Origin of the sequence: Anaeromyxobacter sp. SG66, from assembly GCF_022690805.1 — a bacterium.
Classification (GTDB): domain Bacteria; phylum Myxococcota; class Myxococcia; order Myxococcales; family Anaeromyxobacteraceae; genus Anaeromyxobacter; species Anaeromyxobacter soli.
The window spans coordinates 1-18805 of the sequence record NZ_JALCZC010000031.1 but is presented as its reverse complement, the minus strand read 5'-3'; the positions used below and the strand labels follow the sequence as shown (position 1 = coordinate 18805).

The following is an 18805-nucleotide window of genomic DNA, read 5'->3' as shown; positions in this document are numbered from 1 at the left end:
TCGTTGTGGGGATCACCTGGCCGCCACACGGGGTCCGTGCATCGCATACACTCTCGAGCGCTCAGCCGAGTTCTTCGGCGAGCCCGATGAGAAGTCCTTCGGGCCCGCGTATGTAGGCGAGCCGATACGTGTCTTCGTACTGGACCACGTCGCCGACGAGCTCTGCGCCGCGCTTGCGGAGCCGGGTGATCGTATCGTCGAGGTCCTCGACGGCAAACATGACACGTAGGTAACCGAAAGCGTTCACTGGGGCGTTCCGGTGATCGGCGACCACACGGGGCGTGAGAAATCGAGACAGCTCGAGCCGGCCGTGGCCGTCCGGCGTGCGCATCATGGCGATCTCGACGCGCTGGTCGCGCAACCCGGTAACGCGCCCCGCCCACTCTCCTTCGATCGTGGCTCGTCCTTCGAGCTTCAGGCCCAGCTCACCAAAGAACGAGATCGCGGTATCGAGCGACTCCACCACGATCCCGACGTTGTCCATGCGCTTGACCGTCATCGACGCTATGCCTTCCAGTACCTGTATCCGCCTCGTGCTCGCCATCCGTTGACTTAGGAGGTCACGCCTCGTGATGCACGGTCTCGCGCGGGTCAGCGTAGCGAGCCGGAGTGGCTCGGATGTCGCGAATTCGTGGCCGGCGCTAAGCGGCTAATCAGGCATGACATGACAACACCGAGAACCTACAGCGCCAGTTGCCATTGTGGTGCCGTCCGTTTCACGTTCACGTGCGAGGAGATCACGAGCGGCCGAAGGTGCAACTGCTCCATCTGCATCCGCAAGGGGGCGGTCATGTCCTCGAACTATTTCCGCCCATCGGATGTCGACGTGGAAGGTAAAGAGCACTTGGCCCTCTACCAGTTCGGGGACAAGGCCATGAACCACTTCTTCTGCCGCACCTGCGGCATATCTCCGTTCAGCACGGTGGCGTCCGTACCACCCGACTACCAAGGACCCGCAAGGCTGGGGGACTATCGGGTCAACCTCGGCTGCGTTCATGACCTCGATGTTCTCTCCCTAGAAGTCCAGGTCATCAACGGGAAGGCGCTCTAGAGCGACGGCCGGAACATTCCTGATGGCACGTGGGAGCTGATCGCCCCGCTCCTTCCGGCTCGCCGTAGCGAGCCAAGCGCCCACGTCTCGGTGGCGCTCACGTCGCGAGGCGGAGAATTCGGGTCGAGGTCCGCGGGAGAACGATTCGAAATCGCAATCTGGCGCGCGGGTGCGGTTCCTCGTCCCGAAGCCGGCCGTGACCCTCACCGCTGGCAGCGCGGACAGTAGAACGTCGAGCGCTGTGCCTGCACGATGCGGACGATCTCCGCCCGCCGGCAGCGCGGGCAGCGCTCGCCCTCGCGCGCGTAGACGAGGAACGGGTTCTCCGCCCCCTCCTCCACGTAGGTGATCTCAGGGCCCTCCTCGCGCGCGATGGTCTCCTTCACTGTCGCGAGGATCCCGTCGGCGAGCCGTCGAACCTCGGCGCGCGTGAGCGAGCGGGCCTGCCGGCGTGGATCGATCTTCGCGCGGAAGAGCGACTCGCTCGCGAGGATGTTGCCGACGCCGGGGAGGAGCGCCTGGTCCAGGATGCGGACCTTCACGGGGAGCTTCGAGCGGCCGAGCGAGTTCGCGAGCCGCTCGAGATCGATGCCCTGCTCCAGCGGATCGGGCCCGAGCTCGGCGATCTCGGGCACCTCCTCGAAGCGCGCGCCCGGCACGACCCGCAGCCGGCCGAAGAGCCGCATGTCGTCGAAGTGCAGCACGGCGCCGTCGTCGAGGTGGAAACGCGCGCGGGAGAAGCGGGTCGGGACGCCGTCGCCGTCGCGGCGGAGCCACTTGCCCGTCATGCCGAGGTGGGCGAGGAGGCCGACCGGCGCGCCGTCCTTCTCGAGCGTGACGAGGAGCTGCTTGCCGATCCGGCGGATCGAACCGAAGCGCGCGCCCTCGAGGCCGCGCGCGAACGCGGCCGGCCTCGCGGGCCGGAAGACGTAGCGCGCCTTCGGGTCAGGCTCGATCCGCTCGATGCGCCGGCCCTTCGTCCAGCGGCGGAGATTACGCGCGGCGATCTCGACCTCGGGAAGCTCAGGCACGCGTGACCTCGGCTTCGAGCCCGCTCTCGATCCCCACCGCGACCGCCGTCGCCCTACTTCCGCTTCTCGAACGCCGCCACGAAGAACCCGTCCGTCCCGTGCCGGTGCGGGAAGAGCTCGAGCCGCGCGCCGTCCACCCCGAGCACCTTCGCCCGCTCCTCGCCGAGGAAGGGCGCGAGCGGGACCGGCACGAGCCCGACCTCGCGCTCGGCGAAGTCCGCCACCTCACCGTTCTCGGTCCGGCCGATCGAGCAGGTCGCGTAGACGAGCCGCCCGCCCGGCTTGAGCAGCGCCGCGAAGCGCCGCACGAGGGTGCGCTGGATCCCGGCGAAGCGGACCGGGTCCTCGGGCGTGAGGCGCCAGCGCGCGTCGGGCTTGCGGCGCAGCGTGCCGAGGCCGCTGCACGGCGCGTCCACGAGCACGAGGTCGGCCTGACCGGCGAGGTCCTGGAGCTGCCCCTCGGCCTCGGGCCCTGCGGCGATGACGCGGGCGCGGAGGTTGTGCACGCCGGCGCGGCGGGCGCGCTTCTTCGCGTCCTCGAGCCGGTCCGCGTCCGTGTCGAGGGCGTGGAGCGAGCCCTTGTTGTGCATCTCCATCGCGAGCGCGAGCGACTTGCCGCCCGCGCCCGCGCAGGCGTCCACCACGATCTTGCCGGGCCGCGCGCCGCACGCGAGCGCGATGAGCTGGCTGCCCTCGTCCTGGATCTCGAAGCGGCCCTCGCGGAACGAGCCGAGCGCGAAGGCGTTCTGGTGGCCGTCGAGGACGAGCCCCCATGGAGAGTGGCGGGTCGGCTCCGCGGCGACGCCCTCCGAGCCGAGCTTGCCGCGCAGCTCCTCGCGGTCGCCCTTGAGGAGGTTCGTGCGGACCGTGAGCGGCGCACGCGCGTTCATGGCGGCCGCGAGCACGCGCGCCTCGTCGAGGCCGAGCTCGCCCGCGAAGCGCTCGGCGATCCAGCGGGGCAAGGAGGCCTCGAGCGCGAGCCGCTCGATCGGGTCCGCGATCGCGGCGATCCGCGCCTCGGCGCCCTCGAGCCGGGCGAGCGCCGCCGGGGAGACCGCGAGCCGCCGCGCCGCGTCCGCCGGGGCGAGGTGCTCGAAGCGGACGAGCCAAGCGGCGTAGCGCGTCGCGAGATCCGGCGCGCCGCCGAGCAGGTAGTCGAGCTGCGCCTGCCAGCGGATGAGCCCGTAGACCGACTCGGCGACCGCTCGCCGCTCGGAGGCCCAGAGCTTCGGGTCGCGGCGGAGCGCGCGCTCCAGGGCGCGATCCGCGAGCCAGCCCTGGTCGCGCACGAGGCCGTAGACCTCCAGGACGAGCGGGTCCACGAGGTCGAGGCGGTTCGGGCGGGGTCGGAGCGGTTTGCGCGGCATGGCAGTCGGGGGCCCGCCGGCGGGGGCCGGCGGGCGCGCGGACCTTACAGGCTCTCGAGCACCTCCGCCACGTGCCCCTCCACCTTCACCTTCGGGAAGACGTGCTCGACCTTGCCGTCCGGGCCGACGAGCACGGTCGTCCGCTCGGTCCCCATCGTCTTCTTCCCGTACATGTTCTTCTCCTTCCAGACGCCCCAGGCCTGCATCACCTCGGCGCCCGGGTCGGAGAGGAGCGGGAACGGCAGGTCGTACTTCTCCTTGAACTTCTTCTGCGCGGCGGGGGTGTCCTTCGAGATCCCCACCACCGCGACCTTCTTCCTCTTGAACGCGTCGACTTCGTCACGGAAGTCGCAGGCCTCCCGCGTTCAACCGGGGGTGTCGGCCTTCGGGTAGAAGAACACGACGACGCGCTTCCCGGCGAAGTCGGAGAGCTTCACCTCGTTCCCCTCCTCGTCCGGCAGCGCGAACTGCGGGGCCTTCTGGCCCACCTCGAGCGCCATGGATCCTCCTCGGGCTCCCGCCGGCGCGGTCACGACCGGCTGTCGGAAGCGACCGCGTACCCGTACCCGGCGCGGAGCGCGGGCGCAGGATCCCGGGCGGGGACGGCGCTACACTCCGACCGATGCGCCGCCGCTCGAAGCCCAGGCACGGCCCTACCCTCGCGCCGCCCGGAGCCTCGCCCGCGGCTCCCCGCGCCCGTCCGACCGCGCCGGGGGCCGCGGACGACGTGCTCCTCGCCTGGGCGCGCGACCGCGACGGCAGGAAGGTCCACGCGCTCCGCCTCGACCCCGCGGACCGCCGCCGCCGCGCGCCGTTCACCTGCCTCGGCTGCGGCGACGAGCTCGTGCCGCACCTCGGCAAGGTGCGCAGGCGCCACTTCGCCCACCGGGCCGGCTCGGCCTGCCCGCTCACCGCGCCCGAGACCGCCCTCCACCTCGACGCGAAGGAGCGGCTGCTCGCGCTCTGCGAGGACGCGTTCGCCGGCCGCCGCCGCGTGACGCTCCTCGCGCGCTGCCCCTCGTGCCGGCGCGCCGCGCCCCGGGACCTCGCCCGCGAGGGCGATCGGGCCCTGACCGAGGGCGCCGTCGGCGCGCTCCGCGCGGACGTGCTCGTCCTCGCCGGGGAGCGTCCCGCGCTCGCGATCGAGGTGGTCGTGACGCACGCGGTGGACGCGGAGAAGGAGGCGGCGCTCTCGGCGGCGGGCGTCCCGGCGGTCGAGATCGACGCTCGAGAGGAGTGGGAGGGAGAGGACGCGGAGGGGATCTCCGTCGCATGCCTCCGGAGCCTGGGGTTTCGCCCCTGCCCCGCCTGCGCGGCGGAGGCGCGGGCGGATGCGGATCGGGCGCTCGGCGGCGAGCACGCGGAGATCGCCGAGCTCGAGGCGTACCGGGCGCGCGGCTTCTTCGGCGCCCGGCCGGCGCTGGCCTCCGCCACCCCCGCGGCGGCCAAGGGGGACGCACCGCTCTCCGACGCTGATCGGGCGGACCTCGCCGAGCGCTTCCGCTGCCCGGAGTGCGGCGGCGGGGAGCTCGGCTTCGGAGCGCGCATCGCCCGCCACGCCTGCCCCGATCGCACCGCGCGGCCGGTCGCCTGGCGGGGCTACGACGGCACGGTCGTGGCGCTGTCCTGGTGGCGGCGCTGACCCTTCACGGAGGGCGCAGGAAAGTCCCCCGCAAGCCGCGGCAACCACGGAGGTTTTCGACATCCTCCGCCACTCGCCGTCCACGTCGGGTCGCCTTGCGACGGGGAGTCCGTTGTGTTAGAGGACGGTCCCCCGTGCGCCCTCGTGGCTCGCGGTGGCGCGACCCGCAGCCTGGGACGCGTGGCGCAGCAAATTCACACACCTCCCGCATCGGCGCGCTCCGGTGCTCCCGGCGACGGCGGCTTCTCGCCCGTCCCGTGGGTCAAAAGGCGCGTCTTCAGTCCCGGCGAGGTGGCGGACACAAACCGGAGATCACATGGAAAACCAGCAGCAGCCGCAGCAGCAGGACCCGATCGCTCCCCCCACGCCGACGCCCGAGGCGCCGGAGGCGGCCCCCGCCGCCCAGGCCGCGGAGCCCACGATGGCGAGCGCCCTCACGACGACGGGCACCGCCATCACGATGAAGCAGCTCCTCGAGGCGGGCGTCCACTTCGGCCACCAGACGAAGCGCTGGAACCCGAAGATGAAGCCGTACATCTTCGGCGCCCGCAACGGCATCTACATCATCGACCTCCAGAAGACCGTCGGCCTCGCCCGCGGCGCGCTCCGCTTCGTCTCGGACGCCACCGCGAAGGGCGGCATGGTCCTCTTCGTCGGCACGAAGAAGCAGGCGCAGGACGCCATCCGCGAGGAGGCCTCCCGCTCCGGCCAGTACCACGTCACGAACCGCTGGCTCGGCGGCACGCTCACGAACTTCAAGACCGTGAAGCAGGGCATCGACCGGCTGAAGACCATCGAGAAGATGGCGGCGGACGGCACCTACGAGCGGCTCCCCAAGAAGGAGGTCGCCCAGCTCGAGCGCGAGCGCGAGAAGCTCGAGAAGAACCTCGGCGGCATCAAGGAGATGAGCCGCCTGCCCGCCGCGATCTTCGTGATCGACACGAAGAAGGAGCACATCGCGGTGCACGAGGCGAACCGGCTCGGCATCCCGGTCGTCGCGGTCGTCGACACGAACTGCGATCCCGAGGGCATCGAGTACGTCATCCCGGGCAACGACGACGCCATCCGCTCGATCCGCCTCTTCACCGGCAAGGTCGCCGAGGCCTGCATCGAGGGCCGCGCCCGCTACTCCGCCTGGGCCGCGCAGCACGGCGAGGAGCGGCGCCCGGGCGAGGAGGATCGCGACGCGTCGAGCGAGCGCGGGCAGAAGGATCGCCGCGACCGCCGCGACCGCCGCGGAGGTGGCCGTGACCGCGAGCGCCGCGAGCCGCGCGAGGACCGCGCCGCCGCGAGCGCGAACGTCGAGGTCGTCCGCAAGGGCGACGTGACGGCGGCGCCGGCGCAGCCTGCGCCCGGCGGCGACGCGAACCGGTAGACCCGGCGCATCCCGGAGCTTTCCGGGGGCGGGCCCGGCGGGTCCGCCCCCGATCCTTTTTCAACGCACGAAGGAGAACACCCGTGGCCGAAGTGAACGCGAACATGGTGAAGGAGCTCCGGGAGAAGACCGGGGCCGGGATGATGGACTGCAAGAAGGCGCTCGCCGAGGCCGGCGGCGACTTCGCGAAGGCGGAGGAGGTGCTCCGCAAGAAGGGCCTCGCCGCCGCGGCCAAGAAGTCCTCCCGCGCCGCCACCGAGGGCCAGGTCGCGAGCTACATCCACATGGGCGGCAAGATCGGCGTCCTCGTGGAGGTGAACTGCGAGACCGACTTCGTGGCTCGCACCGACGGCTTCCAGGCGCTCGTGAAGGACATCGCGATGCAGATCGCCGCCGCGTCGCCCACCTGGGTCCGCCGCGAGGAGGTCCCCGCCGAGATCGTCGCGAAGGAGCTCGAGATCGCGAAGGCGCAGATGCGCGATCAGAAGAAGCCCGAGGCGATCCTCGAGAAGATCGCCCAGGGCAAGCTCGAGAAGTTCTACGAGCAGTTCTGCCTGCTCGACCAGCCGTTCGTGAAGGAGGACAAGAAGAAGATGTCCGAGGTCCTCACGGACGCGGTCGCCAAGATCGGCGAGAACATCCAGGTCCGCCGGTTCGCCCGCTTCGTGCTCGGCGAGGGGCTCGAGAAGAAGCAGGAGAACCTGGCCGAAGAGGTCGCCAAGGCGGCCGGCCTGCAGAAGTAGGCAGCGGTTCCAGAAGCCTCGCAGCATCCGAAGCCCCGGTCCGCGCAAGCGGGCCGGGGCTTTGTCGTGGCACGGGTTTCCACGGAGCGGGCGCCGCAGCGCGACCGTCCGCGGGACGGACTCACCGGACGAACGCGAGAACTCTCGGTCGGGTCGCGGGGGTCGCGGGTCGGTCGCGTCGCGCGGGGGGCTGGGGCGGGCTTGTTGGCGTCACCCGCAAATAGAAGAGGGCCGGCCCGGAGGCCGGCCCTCTCATGTCTTACGTGGTGCTCGCGACGCTTACGGCGCGCAGGCACCCAGCGTCACGTCGATGGCCCTGCCAGCGACGGTGCCGGTGATGTGGACCGGAGCGGAGCCGTCGATGAACTCCGCGTCCCCCCAGCCGTCCGAGCCGGCGGCGGGGCCGAGGTACACGACGACCGACCCGCCCTCCGCCGCGCTGGGCGACGACGGCGAGTAGCACGAGTACCAGGCCGATCCCGCCGGAGCGGCGGGCGTCACGGTGAGCCAGCCGGCCGCGGGCGTGCAGTCGGTCAGCGACGTCTGCACGAGGCCGCCGTCGACCTGTCGATCGAACGTGACGAAGATGGTCGTCGCGTCGAACTGGCCAGGATTCACGACAGCTTTATCCTTGTCGAGGATCCCGCCGCAGGTGCCCGCGGAGCTCCACGCCTCGCCGGTCCGGTCTGCGGAGACGGCGTCTGCACCGCCCGCCAGGTTCGCCGCGGTCACGGCGACGATCTGGGGCGAGCCCTTCTTCGCGTCCGAGTACGGATCACAGGCGACGGCGAGCGCCGCCACCGCCACCAGGGACAACCACTTGGTGTTCTTCATGTCGTTTCCTCCCTGGACCGGGCTAGAACGAGAGCGCCACGCCCAGCCGCAGCGAGATCGGCAGCTGGTACGCGGTGGTGGCGCGGCTCGGACGGCCGAAGTTGGGGTTGACGGTGACGGGACGGCCGTCGACGCTCTTGAGGTAGGCGAGCCCCGGGCAGTCCTTCTGGATCGCGCCGATCGGGTCAGACTTTCCGATCGAGTTCTTCGAGTCGCAGTTCAGCCCGTTCATCGGAGTGACCGTGTCGAACGTGTAGTCCTGGTCGTACTCCAGGGTCTCCTGCGCGTTGAACACGTTGAACACGTCGACGCGGAAGTTGAGCGCGTACGGCGGCTTCACCGTGTAGCCGATGCCGGCGCCGACGTCGATCGTGTTCACGAACGGCGTGCGGCCGGCCTGGCCGCGCGGGATGATGAACGCGGAGCTCGAGCCGTACTCCGGGTGGGCGCCCATCGCGCTGACCGGCGTGCCGGAGATGCCGTTGTAGGCGCCCGAGGCGGTCGCGCTCAGGCGGGGGCTGAAGCTGTAGGTGTACGCGCCGAAGAGCTTGACCTGGTGGGTGGTGTCGCCCGGGAGGTAGCCCGTCGTGTTCGCCATGAGCGACGCGAGGTCGTACGCGGCGGTGATGCCCGGGTCGAGCTGGCCGTACTCAGGGTAGTACGGGCCGGAGTAGTTGCCGCGCAGCGACGAGTACGTGTAGCTCGCCTGGGCGAGCCAGCTGTTCGAGAACTGCTTCGTCGCCTTGAAGGTGACGCCGTCGTACGAACGCTCCGGCTTCGGGAACTTCGTCGTGACCGTCTTGTTCGTCATCGGATCGTAGGTCTGCACGTTCGTCGCGTTGCCGACGACCACCCCGTTCACGGTGATGTCACCGCTCCGCTCGCCGGGGTTGGAGATGAAGAACGTACCGCCGTCGTTGGAGGACATGTCCTCGATGACGGCGCCCTGGCGGCGGCCCTGGTAATCGACGCCCACGGCGAGATCGGGGAGGATCTCGTACTCGGCCTGAGCGCCGAACTGGTCGTTGTACGAGCCCTTGAGCTTCGGGTCGATCGGGGTCGCACCACCGTACAGGCGCACGTCGTTGTTGCCACCGGAGCGGGGCTGGATCGCGCAGGAGGTCGAGTTGAACCCGTTGCCGAGCGCCGACGGGAAGTCGAGGCTCTTCGGGTCGAACGAGCCGAAGTTCCCGGCGAAGCCGCAGCTCGACGCGTTCAGGAAGTACTGGAGCTGGACCTCGGCGCCGAACGACCGGTTACCCATGTCGAGCGGCATCGCGTAGTAGTAGCGGCCCCACGCACCGGCGAGCTTGCCGCGGCCGTTCCCCGTGAAGTCCCAGATCGCCTGGACGCGCGGCGCCCAGTTGTCGGTGATGTCGAACGAGCTGCCGTTCTTCACGGACAGGTTCTTCATCGACTGGGTCTCGAGGCGGAGGCCCGCGTTGAGGGTCAGGTTCGGGAAGAACCCGGGCTGCCACGAGTCCTGGAGGAAGTACGCGAAGCTGTCGGTCTCGGACTTGTTGGTCTGGGTGGTGCGCGTGACGACCGGCGTACCAGCCGCGGCCGCGGCCTGGATAGCAGACAGCTCCAGGCCGGGGAAACCCGTGCTGGCGTTGGTCGGAAGCGGACCGCCGCCCGGGTTCACGATCGTGCCGAACGACCGGTACGCGTAGAAGCGATCCGGCAGGGTAGAAGTCGCTGGCGCGAAGTACCAGATCGCGCCGCCGGAGTGATATCCGTCGACCTTGTACTGGACGCGCTCGAGGTCGACGCCGCCCTTGAGGGTGTGCTGGCCGGCGAGCTCGGCGAGGTACGCCGCGGACGCCCTGCCGTTGAAGCGGTCACTCGTGCTGTCGAAGACCGTGCCACGGCCACCCGTCGTGTACGCGTCGAGCGGGCACGCCGCCGTGTCGGCGGGGTTGCTGCAGAAGCCCTGCGCCACGGCGCCGGCCGGAAGGGCCTCGAAGTCGGTCAGGTTCAGCTCCGTGCCGCCCCACTCCACCTCGGCGGTCTTGAACTGGTCGACGCCGCCGACGGTCTTGTCCTGGGGAGAGGTCTTCGAGTGGTAGACGCCGCCCGAGACCTCGGTGATGAGCTTCTTGTCCAGGAACTTGCCGCCGTAGCGACCGAGCACCGACAGCTGGTTCTCGTCGAGCGGGAGGAGCTCGCGGCTCCGGGCCGCCGCGGCCGGCGAGGCGCCGTAGAACGGACCGCCGGCGTTGAGCGACGTGCGCGAGGACGGCGCACCCCAGCCCGTGACGGTGAAGTTGTTGTTCTCGTCGAGCAGGTAGGTGAGCTTGCCGACCCACTGGTAGGTGGTGCGGCTCGTCCGGAGGTTCCGCTCCGTCCCGGGGATCGTGGTCTGGATCGGGTTGAGGAGCGCGTCCACGCACTCACCGTGACCGCCGTCCGGCGTCGTCCCGGCGGGGCAGGTGCCGCCCGAGTTGAGCTCGGTGGCGTTCTGGCGGGCGAACCGCTGGTACATGGTCCGGCTCGTGACAGGCGAGAACCCGGCGTAGAACCAGAGCTTGTCCTTCATGATCGGGCCGCCGACCTCGAAGCCGAAGTCGAGGCCGTAGGACCCCTCGTCCGGCTTGGCGCGGTAGGCGAGCGCCTCGCCGAGGCCGCCCGTCGTCTTGCCCGTCGGCTCGACGAGCATGCTGGGCGTGAAGGTGGAGAAGACGGACCCGTGGAACTCGTTCGAGCCCGACTTCAGGATGACGTTCATGATGCCGCCGGTGGCGCGGCCGTACTCGGCGTTGAACCCGCTCGTCTTGACGTCGATCTCCTGGAGGAAGTTCGAGCGAAGCGAGGGCGGGGCGTTGAAGCCGCCGTTGCCGCCGCGCGTACCGTACGCGGGGTCGGTCGTGTTGAAGCCGTCGACGATGTACTGGTTCTCGGCGCCCTGCGCGCCGGCGAACCCGACGCCCGTGGCGTCCAGCTTGGCGGTCGGGGCGACGACGGCGATGGCGTCGAACCCGCGGCCGACCGGGATGCTCGACATGAACTCCTTGGAGACGACGGCGCCCGCCTCGGCGGAGCCGACGTTCACCGCGGGTGCGGCCCCCGTCCGGACGACCTGCTCCTCCATCTGCACCGCCTCGGGGACGACGGCGAGGTTCGCGCGGATGGTCTTGTCGGGGCGCAGCGTGACGTCGGAGCGCTCGGTGGACTTGTAGCCCTCGAGCTGCACCGCGAGGCGGTAAGCGCCGGAGGGGAGAAGGGTGAAGCGGAAGTTGCCGTTGTTGTCCGTGACGGCCGTCTGCTCACCCTGAAGCGCAGGGCTCGTGGCGACGATGACGGCGCCGGCGACCGGCTTTCCGGTCGAAGCATCGGTTACCACACCGAGAATGGTGCCGGTGGTTTGCGCGGAGGCGACACTCGCGAACAGCAACGCGAGCGGCGCGAGGCGCGCGAGGCGAAGCAACTTCTTCCTCATGACTTCCTCCAGGGAGAGAGCACTCAGCCGCAGCCAGGCGGGCGATCGCTCGTGTGGGCACATCACGGCACACATAGCGATCGACCGACGGGTCAGTGCGCCCTTGTAGGCAGTCGTTATGAGGAATGTCAAGACGACGCCGACTGTTAGCCGAGCTTGTCTCTTACACCCCGCCCGGGACGTAACACTCCGAGTTTACGTGCTTTTTCCGAAAGCCCCGGCAAGTCGCGACGTTCCGCTTAGGGCGTGGAGGGCACCGCAGAAGGGACGCTGCTCGCACGCCCTCGGGGGATCCCGAGCGGCTGGAAGGTCGGCCGGCCGTGGTCAGCGCACATCGAGCACGCGCAACGGTTTGCCTTCGCCTCCGCGCCATGCGCACTATTTTCGCCAGCGCTGTTGACAACGTGCAGGCGCGGAGACTAGGAAGCGTCTTCAATTTTTCCGGCTGATTCTGCCGTCAACCGCAGCAGCAGCGAGGCCGCCGGCGCGTGTTCGACGAAGTCACCAAGAAGGAAGGCGGTAAGGCCGCTGCGCGTCGCGCGGGCTACGTCTTCGGTTCCACGCTTTTCCAGGGCATTCTCATCGCGGCGATCATCACCGCCTCCGCAGCCATCAAGGCGAAGGTGATCGACGAGCCGGTCGTGGACGTGAAGTTCGTCAAGACCGCGCCGCCGCCGCCCCCTCCCCCGCCGCCTGCGCCGCCCCCCGCGGCCCGCAAGCGGCCGCCCGACGCGAAGCCGCGGACGGATCTGCCCAAGCCGCCGCCGCCCCAGGCGCTGATCCAGCCTCAGGAGATCCAGCCTGAGATGAAGGCGCCGGATCCCAACGAGGCGCCCGAGCCGGAGTACGACTACGGCGACGCGGCCGAGGGCGAGGGCGTGGTCGGCGGTGTCGTCGGCGCCCGGCCCACGAACGAGATCGAGGACGCACCCGCGTTCGCCACTGCGGGCTACCGCAAGCCGCAGATGGCCGAGCCGGGCTGCGTCCAGCGCTCGGTCCGCATCCCGCAGCAGCTCGCCGGCTACATCTCCGGCCCGATCACCGTGAAGTTCGCGATCCGGCCGGACGGCTCGCCGTCGCGCTTCGAGGTGATGACCAACGTCCCCGACCAGCGCATCTCGACCGCGATCTGGCAGGCGGTCCAGGGGTGCCGCTGGGTGCCGGGCGCGGATGCCCAGGGCCGCCCGGTGTCCATCTGGGTGATCCTCCCCATCCGCTTCACCGCAGGCTAGGCGCTCGTTCCCGCGTCGAGGCGTTCACCTTTCGAAGAAGTAGTTTCAGCCCACAGGAGATGTCGATGTTCCAGCCGCTCGCTTCCTTGAACAACCTCGTCATGGCCCAGGCCGCCGGCGCCGCCCCGGGCACCTTCGATCTCGTCAACATGGTGAAGTCGATCGAGGGCTTCGGCATCGTGGTCGCCGCGATCCTCGGCATCATGAGCATCTACTCGCTCGGCGTGATGGCCGAGCGGCTCGTGACCTACTCCCGCGCCAACAAGGCCTCCCGCCAGTACGCCGCGAGCCTGCGCGACCTCCTCCCCGGCGGGAAGTTCGGCGACGCGGTGGAGCTCTCCAAGAAGCTGAAGCGCGGCCACCTGCCCAAGGTGCTCGGCCTCGCGATCGAGGAGTACAGCCGCGGCGTCGACGCGGTCCGCACCAAGGGTCCCCACGACGTGGGCGACTTCGACGTGATCGCGGCCGTGAACCGCGCGGTCGAGCGCAGCTCGCTCCGCACCGTCAACGACCTCCGCCGCGGCCTCGGCTCGCTCGCGACGATCGGCTCGACGGCCCCGTTCGTCGGCCTCCTCGGCACGGTGTGGGGCATCATCAAGGCCTTCCAGAACATGGCGGCCACCGGCTCCGGCGGTCTCGGCACGGTGTCCGGCGCGATCGCCGAGGCGCTCATCAACACCGCCTTCGGCCTCCTCGTCGCGATCCCCGCCGTCATGATGTTCAACTACCTCACGAACCGCGTCGAGGACATGCAGGTCGACATCACCGACTCCGCCACGGAGCTCGTCGACTTCTTCATGAAGGAAGGCCGCGAGGCGAAGTAGCCGCCGCGCGCACCTCCGGGACGCCTCTCAGGAGCCGAACGCGATGTCGATGGATGTCGGCAGCAAGTCGGTGAAGAGCGACATCAACGTGACGCCGCTCGTCGACGTCGTGCTGGTGCTCCTCATCATCTTCATGGTCATCACCCCGATGCTCCAGCGCGGGAAGCCGGTGCAGCTCCCCGACGCGAAGCACGTCTCCGCCCTGAAGGGCGGCGGCGACCCGGTCCTCCTCTCCATCACCGCCGATGGGAAGGCCTGGATCGACAAGGCGGAGGTGCCCCTCGAAGAGCTCTCCACCGAGCTCAACGTGGCGATGCAGATGGCGCCCGGCTCGCCCGTGATGATCAAGGGCGACAAGGCCGTCGACTACAAGCGCGTCCGCGAGATCATCCTGGAGGTCTCGAAGACGCACCTGCTCGGCGTGAGCCTCGCCGCGAGCGAGATCAAGGAGAAGAGATAGCCATGGGGATGGCGCTCGGGACGAAGAAGCCCGCCTCGGACATCAACGTCACGCCGCTCATCGACGTGGTGCTGGTGCTGCTCATCATCTTCATGGTGCTGACGCCGCTCGCCGAGAAGCAGAAGTTCATCCGCGTCCCCGACTACCAGCCGGAGATGCAGCCGGTCCCGCCCGACTCGGTGCCGCCCGACCAGACGATCCTCACGGCGCTGCAGAACGGGAACGTGCTCCTCAACAAGCAGGAGATGAGCGTCGCCGACGCGATGCAGCGGCTCCACGTGGCGTACGACGGACGGCCCTCGAAGGTGCTGTTCTTCAACGCCGAGGACACCGTGAAGTACGACCAGGTCGTGTACGTGCTCGACCAGGCGCACGGCTCCGGCGTGAACACCATCGGCATGATGACCGACCCGCCGATCACCGCCCAGGCCGCGGCGGCGCAGCCCGCGCCGCAGTAGCCGCGCTCCAGGCGGAGCGTCTCGAAGGGCCGGCTCGCGCCGGCCCTTCTCATTACTAGCGGCGCGCCCCGATCCCAGGCTCCGGGGCCCCAGCCCTACTGGGCCGCGCCGAGCCGCTCGAGCACCGCCTCGAGCTCCGTCGGGAGCGGGCTCATCGCCTCGACGCGCGCGCCGTCGGGGCCGTCCACGGCCAGCCGCGAGGCGTGCAGGAACTGACGGCGCAGCCCCGGGAGCTCGGACGCCGCGCCGCCGTAGAGCGCGTCGCCCGCGACCGGGTGACCGAGGTTCGCGAGGTGCGCGCGGATCTGGTGCATGACGCCCGTGACGATGCGGACGCGCAGCAGCGTGTGCGTCTCGTAGCGTCGCGCGACCTCCCAGTGCGTCTCGGCGGGTCGCGGCCGGAGCCCCTTCGCGAGGAGCCGCTCCTCCGTCTCCGGATCGGGGACCGGCACCGACCGGCCGCCGCGCTGCGCGAGCGGGACGGACGAGACCCCGCCGGAGGCGACCCGCCCGACGACGAGCGCGAGGTACACCTTCTCGACCTCGCGCAGCGAGAAGCGGGAGTGCAGCGCCTCCCACGCCTCGGCGTCGCGCGCGAACAGCACGCACCCGCTCGTCTCGATGTCGAGCCGCTGGACGGCGCCGCCCTCGCGCGGCTCCGGCGACGCGCCGGCGCACTCGGGGAAGCGCGCGACCACCGCGTTCGCGAGCGTCCCGCCCTCGCCGGGGGCGAGCGGGTGGACGGCGATGCCCGCCGGCTTGTCGACGACGACGAGGCGCGGCGTCTCGACGAGCACCGCGAGCGGAGCCTCCGGCTCGGGCTCGGGCGGACCCGCCGGCGCCTCCACGTCGATCTCCACCAGGGCGCCCGGCTCGACCGCGTCGCTCGCGCGCGCGCGGCGTCCACGCACCCGCACCTCGCCGAGCTGGAAGGCGCGCTTCACCGTGGCCCGCCCGAGCCCGAGCGCGTCCGCGAGCGCCCGATCGAGCCGCCCCGAGGCGGTGAGCGGCAGTCGAATCTCCCGTCGCATGCGATCCGTTCTCCGCGCCCCTGGCGCGGCCTCTTGCGGAGCCAGCCCCTGGGCCCCGTTCGGCGCCGGGTTCGCGGCGCCACGCTATCGGGGAGGCTCGGCCCCGAGAGGGAGATAGAGCCTCTCCGCCCGGCGAGGCAACCGCGTTTCGCCTGCAGCGCCCCGGTCGAGCGGCCGCCCCGCCGCGGCGCAGCGCCCCACCTCCGGCTAGGACCGGATCATGCCGACCTCGCTCACCCTGCCCCTCGACGACGAGGCCGTCCGCTCGCTCCACGTCGGCGACGAGGTGCTCTTCAGCGGTCGCATGATCACGGCTCGCGAGGCCGCCCACCGCGCCCTCCTGCGCGCGCTCGATCCGGCCGTGAAGGGGCTCGTCGAAGGGCGCTTCATCTATCACTGCGCCCCGGTGGTCGCCCAGGATCCGGCCACGCACGCCTGGCGCTTCGCCGCCGCCGGCCCGTCCGTGTCGCTGCGCGAGGAGCCTTACCAGGCCGAGGTGATCGCGCGTTACGGGGTGCGCGGCGTCGTCGGAAAGGGCGGCATGGGGCCCGCGACGCTCGCCGCGCTCGCCGCCCACGGCGCGGTCTACTTGCACGCGGTCGGCGCGCTCGCCGTGACGCTCGCCCGCCGCGTGGTGCGCGTGCACGGCGTGCACAGGCTCGACGAGCTCGGGGTGCGCGAGGCGATCTGGGACATCGAGGTGAAGGACTTCCCCGCGATCGTCACCATGGACGCGCACGGCGAGAGCCTGCACGCGACGCTCGAGCGCGAGGCGGAGGCGGCGCGCGCGCTGCTGGAGCGGACGAGCCTCTGATTGCGTTCGCGCTCGGGCGGTGCGGCTCCCGCCGAGGCGAAAGGCTGCCCCGCGGCGACGCCTTCGGGCGCCTCGGCGAGGAGCTCGAGCCGCGCGGGCCGGCCGTGAGTGCCCCGCGGGCGCCCCGCCCCGCGAACGCTCACCGCGCCTTGCGGCGCGGCGCGCGGCGACGCCCGGGCGGCTCCATGCGCACGAGGCCGTAGAAGAGCTGCGCCTCCGTGTAGGTCTGCCGACCGCGGTAGCTCTCCTCGCGGTAGTAGCCGCAGGGCCGCTCGAGCCACATGCGCGCCCGGACGATCCCGTGCTTGGAGAAGGGCGCGACGATCTCGGCCGGCGCCTCGGCCAGGTAGCGCTCGAGGAGCCTGCGGATCTTGCGGTTGTAGGGTCCCCGCGCGAGCCGCGAGTGACGCCGGCCGCGGTGCAGCGTGCCGTCGAAGCGCGTGGAGGCGTGGTAGAGCTCGTGGAGGATCGTGCCGATCCGCTGCTCCGGCGTCGAGGCGCGGAACCAGAGCGGCCGCAGCGTGACCACGTAGAGGATCTTGCGGCCCTTCACGCGGATGAGCGGCTTCTTCCGGCCCGCGTCGCCGCGGGCACGCGTCTGCCTGAAGTGGGCCGGCCGGATGGTGGCGCGGGAGGCGCGCCGCGCCTCGCCGGCGACGACGAGGATGCGGGAGGCGCGCACGTGCGCGAGCTCGGGGATCCGCGCGGCGACGTCGCGCACGAGCCGCTTCACCGCCAGCGTCACGTTGAGCCGGGCCACGCAGGGCCAGGATCGCCCAGCGCCGCCCGGGCGACAAGCTCCCACAGCGACGCCGTTCGCCGCACCCGCATCCTTCACTTCGCCGGGCCGGCCCGATACGATGGCCGCCGATGGTCCTGCTCCTCACGGTCGCCGTCGCCCTGCTCTCCACCGCGCTCGTGCGGCTCGTCCGCCGTGAGCGCGGCCTGGTCGCCGAGGTCTCCGAGCTGGGAGAGCGCGTGAGCGAGCTCGGGCTGCGGCTCGAGGCCGCCGAGGGGGAGGTCGCCCAGGCCGTCACGCAGGCGGAGATCGCCGAGAACGTGCTGCTCGAGAAGGGCGTCGCCGACGAGGACGACATCGAGGCGGTGCGCCGGCGCTTCATCGCCGACGCGCCCTCGGGCTACGACCGGGCGCGCGACGGCGAGCTGAATTGAGAACCGTCCTCTAGCGCGTACGACGGGCCGCCCCGCGCGCGGGCTTGGCCCGGCCCGGCTTCGCCGCCCGCGCCGCGGTCCGCTTCGTCCCGCGCTTGCGCGAGGGAGCGCGCTCGGGCGCCTCCGCCGCGGGGCGCGCCGGGGCGGCCTCGTAGCGCGGCTTCTCGGGGTGCCGCCGGTAGACGAGGATCGTGCGCCCGAGGATCTGCGCGACCTGCGCGCCGGTCTCGGCGCCGAGCCGGTCCGCCGCCTCGAAGCGATCCTCGGGGGTCTCGGTCCCGATCTTCACCTTCACGAGCTCGTGCGTCCCGAGCGCGTCGTCGAGCTGGCGCAGCACCGCCTCGGTCACGCCCTCCTTGCCCACCTGCACGACGGGCGAGAGGTGGTGTCCGGCGGCGCGCAGGGTCTTGCGCAGCCGGGTCGAGGCCATCAGGGCGCGCTTCTTCGGGTTCGTGGGAGCAGGCATGTGCGTTCACTTCCTGAGATAGCGGAGCTCGCGGACGAGGTCCACGTGCTCGGGCGCGACCGCGAGGCCGCGCCTGAGGTGGCGCTCGGCGAGGGAGAGGTCCCCCACGAGCTTGGCCATCTGGCCGAGGAACAGGTACCCCGGCGCGCAGCGGGAGTTCCGGCGGAGCCCCTCCTCGATGGAGGCGGCGCTCGCCGCGTGCTGCGCCCGCGGCTCGCTCGCGACGAGGAACTCGCACCACGCCGCCCAGATCGCGAACTCCGGCTCGTCGGCGTTGAGCACGATCGCCTCGCGGAGCTTCGCGAGCGCCTCGGCGTAGCGGCGGGCGCGGACGAGGACGGTCGCCGCCTGGAACACGTTCTCGGCCTGGAGGATCCGCATGACGTCCACGTCTGCGGCCCCGCCGGACGCGAGCTCTTCCTCGTACTTCGCGCGCTGCGCCTCGTCACCGAGCACGCTCCACGCGGCGCTCACCTTCGCGAACACGTCGGCGCAGAGCGCACGCACCTCGGCGGGGGCGTCCGCCGGGACCGCGTCCGGGTGGTAGGTCTTCGCGAGCCGGAAGTAGGCGACCTTCACCTGCGCCGCAGTCGCCGCGCGCTTCACGCCCAGGACCTCGAAGTGATCGGCGCTCGCGAGCCCCTCGAGGAGGACTCGGAGCTCCCCGGCGTCGAGCGGAGGAGGAGGCGGCGGGGGCGCGCTCGGGCGGGACCCCGCGGGCGCCGCCGGCGGACGGGTGGCGGCGGGCGGGGGTCGCGGAGCGACGGGGGATGGCTTCGCGGGCGAGGCGGGTCGCGCGGCGGGCGGTCCGGGCGAGGGCATGGGCGAAGTCGCGGCCGAGGGCGCGCGCGCGGCGGGAGTGGCG

General features: G+C 71.2%; 20 protein-coding genes. 10 read left to right on the top strand and 10 right to left on the bottom strand.

All coding sequences use genetic code 11. The features are described from left to right. Window positions 1–61: 61 nt before the first annotated feature. On the bottom strand, window positions 62–499 hold the full coding sequence (locus MNZ39_RS11045; protein ID WP_242338351.1) for a VOC family protein: 438 nt from the start codon (window positions 497–499) through the stop codon (window positions 62–64). A 165-nt stretch (window positions 500–664) separates the two neighbouring features. Between MNZ39_RS11045 and MNZ39_RS11040 the strand changes: the two genes are divergently transcribed. Beyond that, complete coding sequence (locus MNZ39_RS11040; protein WP_255821299.1) at window positions 665–1051, top strand: GFA family protein; 387 nt, start codon at window positions 665–667, stop codon at window positions 1049–1051. Between the two features lie 203 nt (window positions 1052–1254). On the opposite strand, the gene mutM is transcribed toward MNZ39_RS11040, so the two are convergent. The 3 genes from mutM to bcp are packed head-to-tail and all read right to left on the bottom strand — an operon-like array spanning window position 1255 to window position 3949. Then, entirely contained in the window at window positions 1255–2082 is an 828-nt protein-coding gene (mutM, locus tag MNZ39_RS11035; RefSeq protein ID WP_242338347.1) for a bifunctional DNA-formamidopyrimidine glycosylase/DNA-(apurinic or apyrimidinic site) lyase, read from the bottom strand. Window positions 2083–2135: 53 nt separating this feature from the next. Further along, window positions 2136–3449: an RsmB/NOP family class I SAM-dependent RNA methyltransferase gene (locus MNZ39_RS11030; RefSeq protein ID WP_242338345.1), complete on the bottom strand. Its 1314-nt coding sequence runs from the start codon at window positions 3447–3449 to the stop codon at window positions 2136–2138. Between the two features lie 44 nt (window positions 3450–3493). Continuing rightward, window positions 3494–3949, bottom strand: a complete 456-nt coding sequence (bcp, locus tag MNZ39_RS11025) for a thioredoxin-dependent thiol peroxidase (RefSeq protein WP_242338343.1) — start codon at window positions 3947–3949, stop codon at window positions 3494–3496. Between the two features lie 122 nt (window positions 3950–4071). On the opposite strand from bcp, the gene MNZ39_RS11020 reads away from it, so the two are divergent. The 3 genes from MNZ39_RS11020 to tsf all read left to right on the top strand — a co-directional run bounded on the left by MNZ39_RS11020 (window position 4072) and on the right by tsf (window position 7209). Then, window positions 4072–5091: a competence protein CoiA family protein gene (locus tag MNZ39_RS11020; RefSeq protein ID WP_242338341.1), complete on the top strand. Its 1020-nt coding sequence runs from the start codon at window positions 4072–4074 to the stop codon at window positions 5089–5091. A gap of 421 nt (window positions 5092–5512) precedes the next feature. After that, complete coding sequence (gene rpsB / locus MNZ39_RS11015; RefSeq protein ID WP_242338411.1) at window positions 5513–6466, top strand: 30S ribosomal protein S2; 954 nt, start codon at window positions 5513–5515, stop codon at window positions 6464–6466. 83 nt (window positions 6467–6549) lie between these two features. After that, window positions 6550–7209: a translation elongation factor Ts gene (gene tsf / locus MNZ39_RS11010; RefSeq protein ID WP_242338339.1), complete on the top strand. Its 660-nt coding sequence runs from the start codon at window positions 6550–6552 to the stop codon at window positions 7207–7209. Between the two features lie 279 nt (window positions 7210–7488). On the opposite strand, the gene MNZ39_RS11005 is transcribed toward tsf, so the two are convergent. Both MNZ39_RS11005 and MNZ39_RS11000 read right to left on the bottom strand, forming a co-directional pair. Further along, entirely contained in the window at window positions 7489–8043 is a 555-nt protein-coding gene (locus tag MNZ39_RS11005) for a hypothetical protein (protein ID WP_242338337.1), read from the bottom strand. A gap of 22 nt (window positions 8044–8065) precedes the next feature. Continuing rightward, on the bottom strand, window positions 8066–11482 hold the full coding sequence (locus MNZ39_RS11000; RefSeq protein WP_242338335.1) for a TonB-dependent receptor: 3417 nt from the start codon (window positions 11480–11482) through the stop codon (window positions 8066–8068). Between the two features lie 488 nt (window positions 11483–11970). Between MNZ39_RS11000 and MNZ39_RS24925 the strand changes: the two genes are divergently transcribed. From MNZ39_RS24925 to MNZ39_RS10980, 4 genes are all read left to right on the top strand, one after another. Further along, entirely contained in the window at window positions 11971–12714 is a 744-nt protein-coding gene (locus MNZ39_RS24925) for an energy transducer TonB (protein ID WP_242338333.1), read from the top strand. Window positions 12715–12779: 65 nt separating this feature from the next. Beyond that, a complete protein-coding gene (locus tag MNZ39_RS10990; RefSeq protein ID WP_242338331.1) occupies window positions 12780–13538 on the top strand; it encodes a MotA/TolQ/ExbB proton channel family protein in 759 nt (252 codons plus the stop codon). Between the two features lie 43 nt (window positions 13539–13581). Next, on the top strand, window positions 13582–13998 hold the full coding sequence (locus MNZ39_RS10985) for a biopolymer transporter ExbD (RefSeq protein ID WP_242338329.1): 417 nt from the start codon (window positions 13582–13584) through the stop codon (window positions 13996–13998). Between the two features lie 2 nt (window positions 13999–14000). Beyond that, window positions 14001–14456, top strand: a complete 456-nt coding sequence (locus MNZ39_RS10980; protein WP_242338327.1) for a biopolymer transporter ExbD — start codon at window positions 14001–14003, stop codon at window positions 14454–14456. Window positions 14457–14551: 95 nt separating this feature from the next. Here the strand turns inward: MNZ39_RS10980 and MNZ39_RS10975 are convergent, their stop codons facing one another. Then, window positions 14552–15487: an RluA family pseudouridine synthase gene (locus MNZ39_RS10975; protein WP_242338325.1), complete on the bottom strand. Its 936-nt coding sequence runs from the start codon at window positions 15485–15487 to the stop codon at window positions 14552–14554. A 220-nt stretch (window positions 15488–15707) separates the two neighbouring features. Here MNZ39_RS10975 and MNZ39_RS10970 point away from each other — a divergent pair, with 220 nt between their 5' ends. Beyond that, window positions 15708–16301, top strand: a complete 594-nt coding sequence (locus MNZ39_RS10970; RefSeq protein ID WP_242338323.1) for a fumarate hydratase C-terminal domain-containing protein — start codon at window positions 15708–15710, stop codon at window positions 16299–16301. 139 nt (window positions 16302–16440) lie between these two features. On the opposite strand, the gene MNZ39_RS10965 is transcribed toward MNZ39_RS10970, so the two are convergent. Beyond that, complete coding sequence (locus MNZ39_RS10965) at window positions 16441–17061, bottom strand: putative metallopeptidase (protein WP_308197145.1); 621 nt, start codon at window positions 17059–17061, stop codon at window positions 16441–16443. A gap of 110 nt (window positions 17062–17171) precedes the next feature. Here MNZ39_RS10965 and MNZ39_RS10960 point away from each other — a divergent pair, with 110 nt between their 5' ends. Next, window positions 17172–17474, top strand: coding sequence for a hypothetical protein (locus MNZ39_RS10960; protein ID WP_242338322.1), 303 nt, complete (start codon window positions 17172–17174; stop codon window positions 17472–17474). A gap of 10 nt (window positions 17475–17484) precedes the next feature. On the opposite strand, the gene yhbY is transcribed toward MNZ39_RS10960, so the two are convergent. Both yhbY and MNZ39_RS10950 read right to left on the bottom strand, forming a co-directional pair. Then, window positions 17485–17940, bottom strand: a complete 456-nt coding sequence (yhbY, locus tag MNZ39_RS10955; RefSeq protein WP_242338319.1) for a ribosome assembly RNA-binding protein YhbY — start codon at window positions 17938–17940, stop codon at window positions 17485–17487. A gap of 6 nt (window positions 17941–17946) precedes the next feature. Continuing rightward, window positions 17947–18762 carry a J domain-containing protein gene (locus tag MNZ39_RS10950; RefSeq protein WP_255821302.1) on the bottom strand — a complete coding sequence of 272 codons (816 nt, stop codon included), beginning with the start codon at window positions 18760–18762 and terminating at the stop codon, window positions 17947–17949. Window positions 18763–18805: the final 43 nt, after the last annotated feature.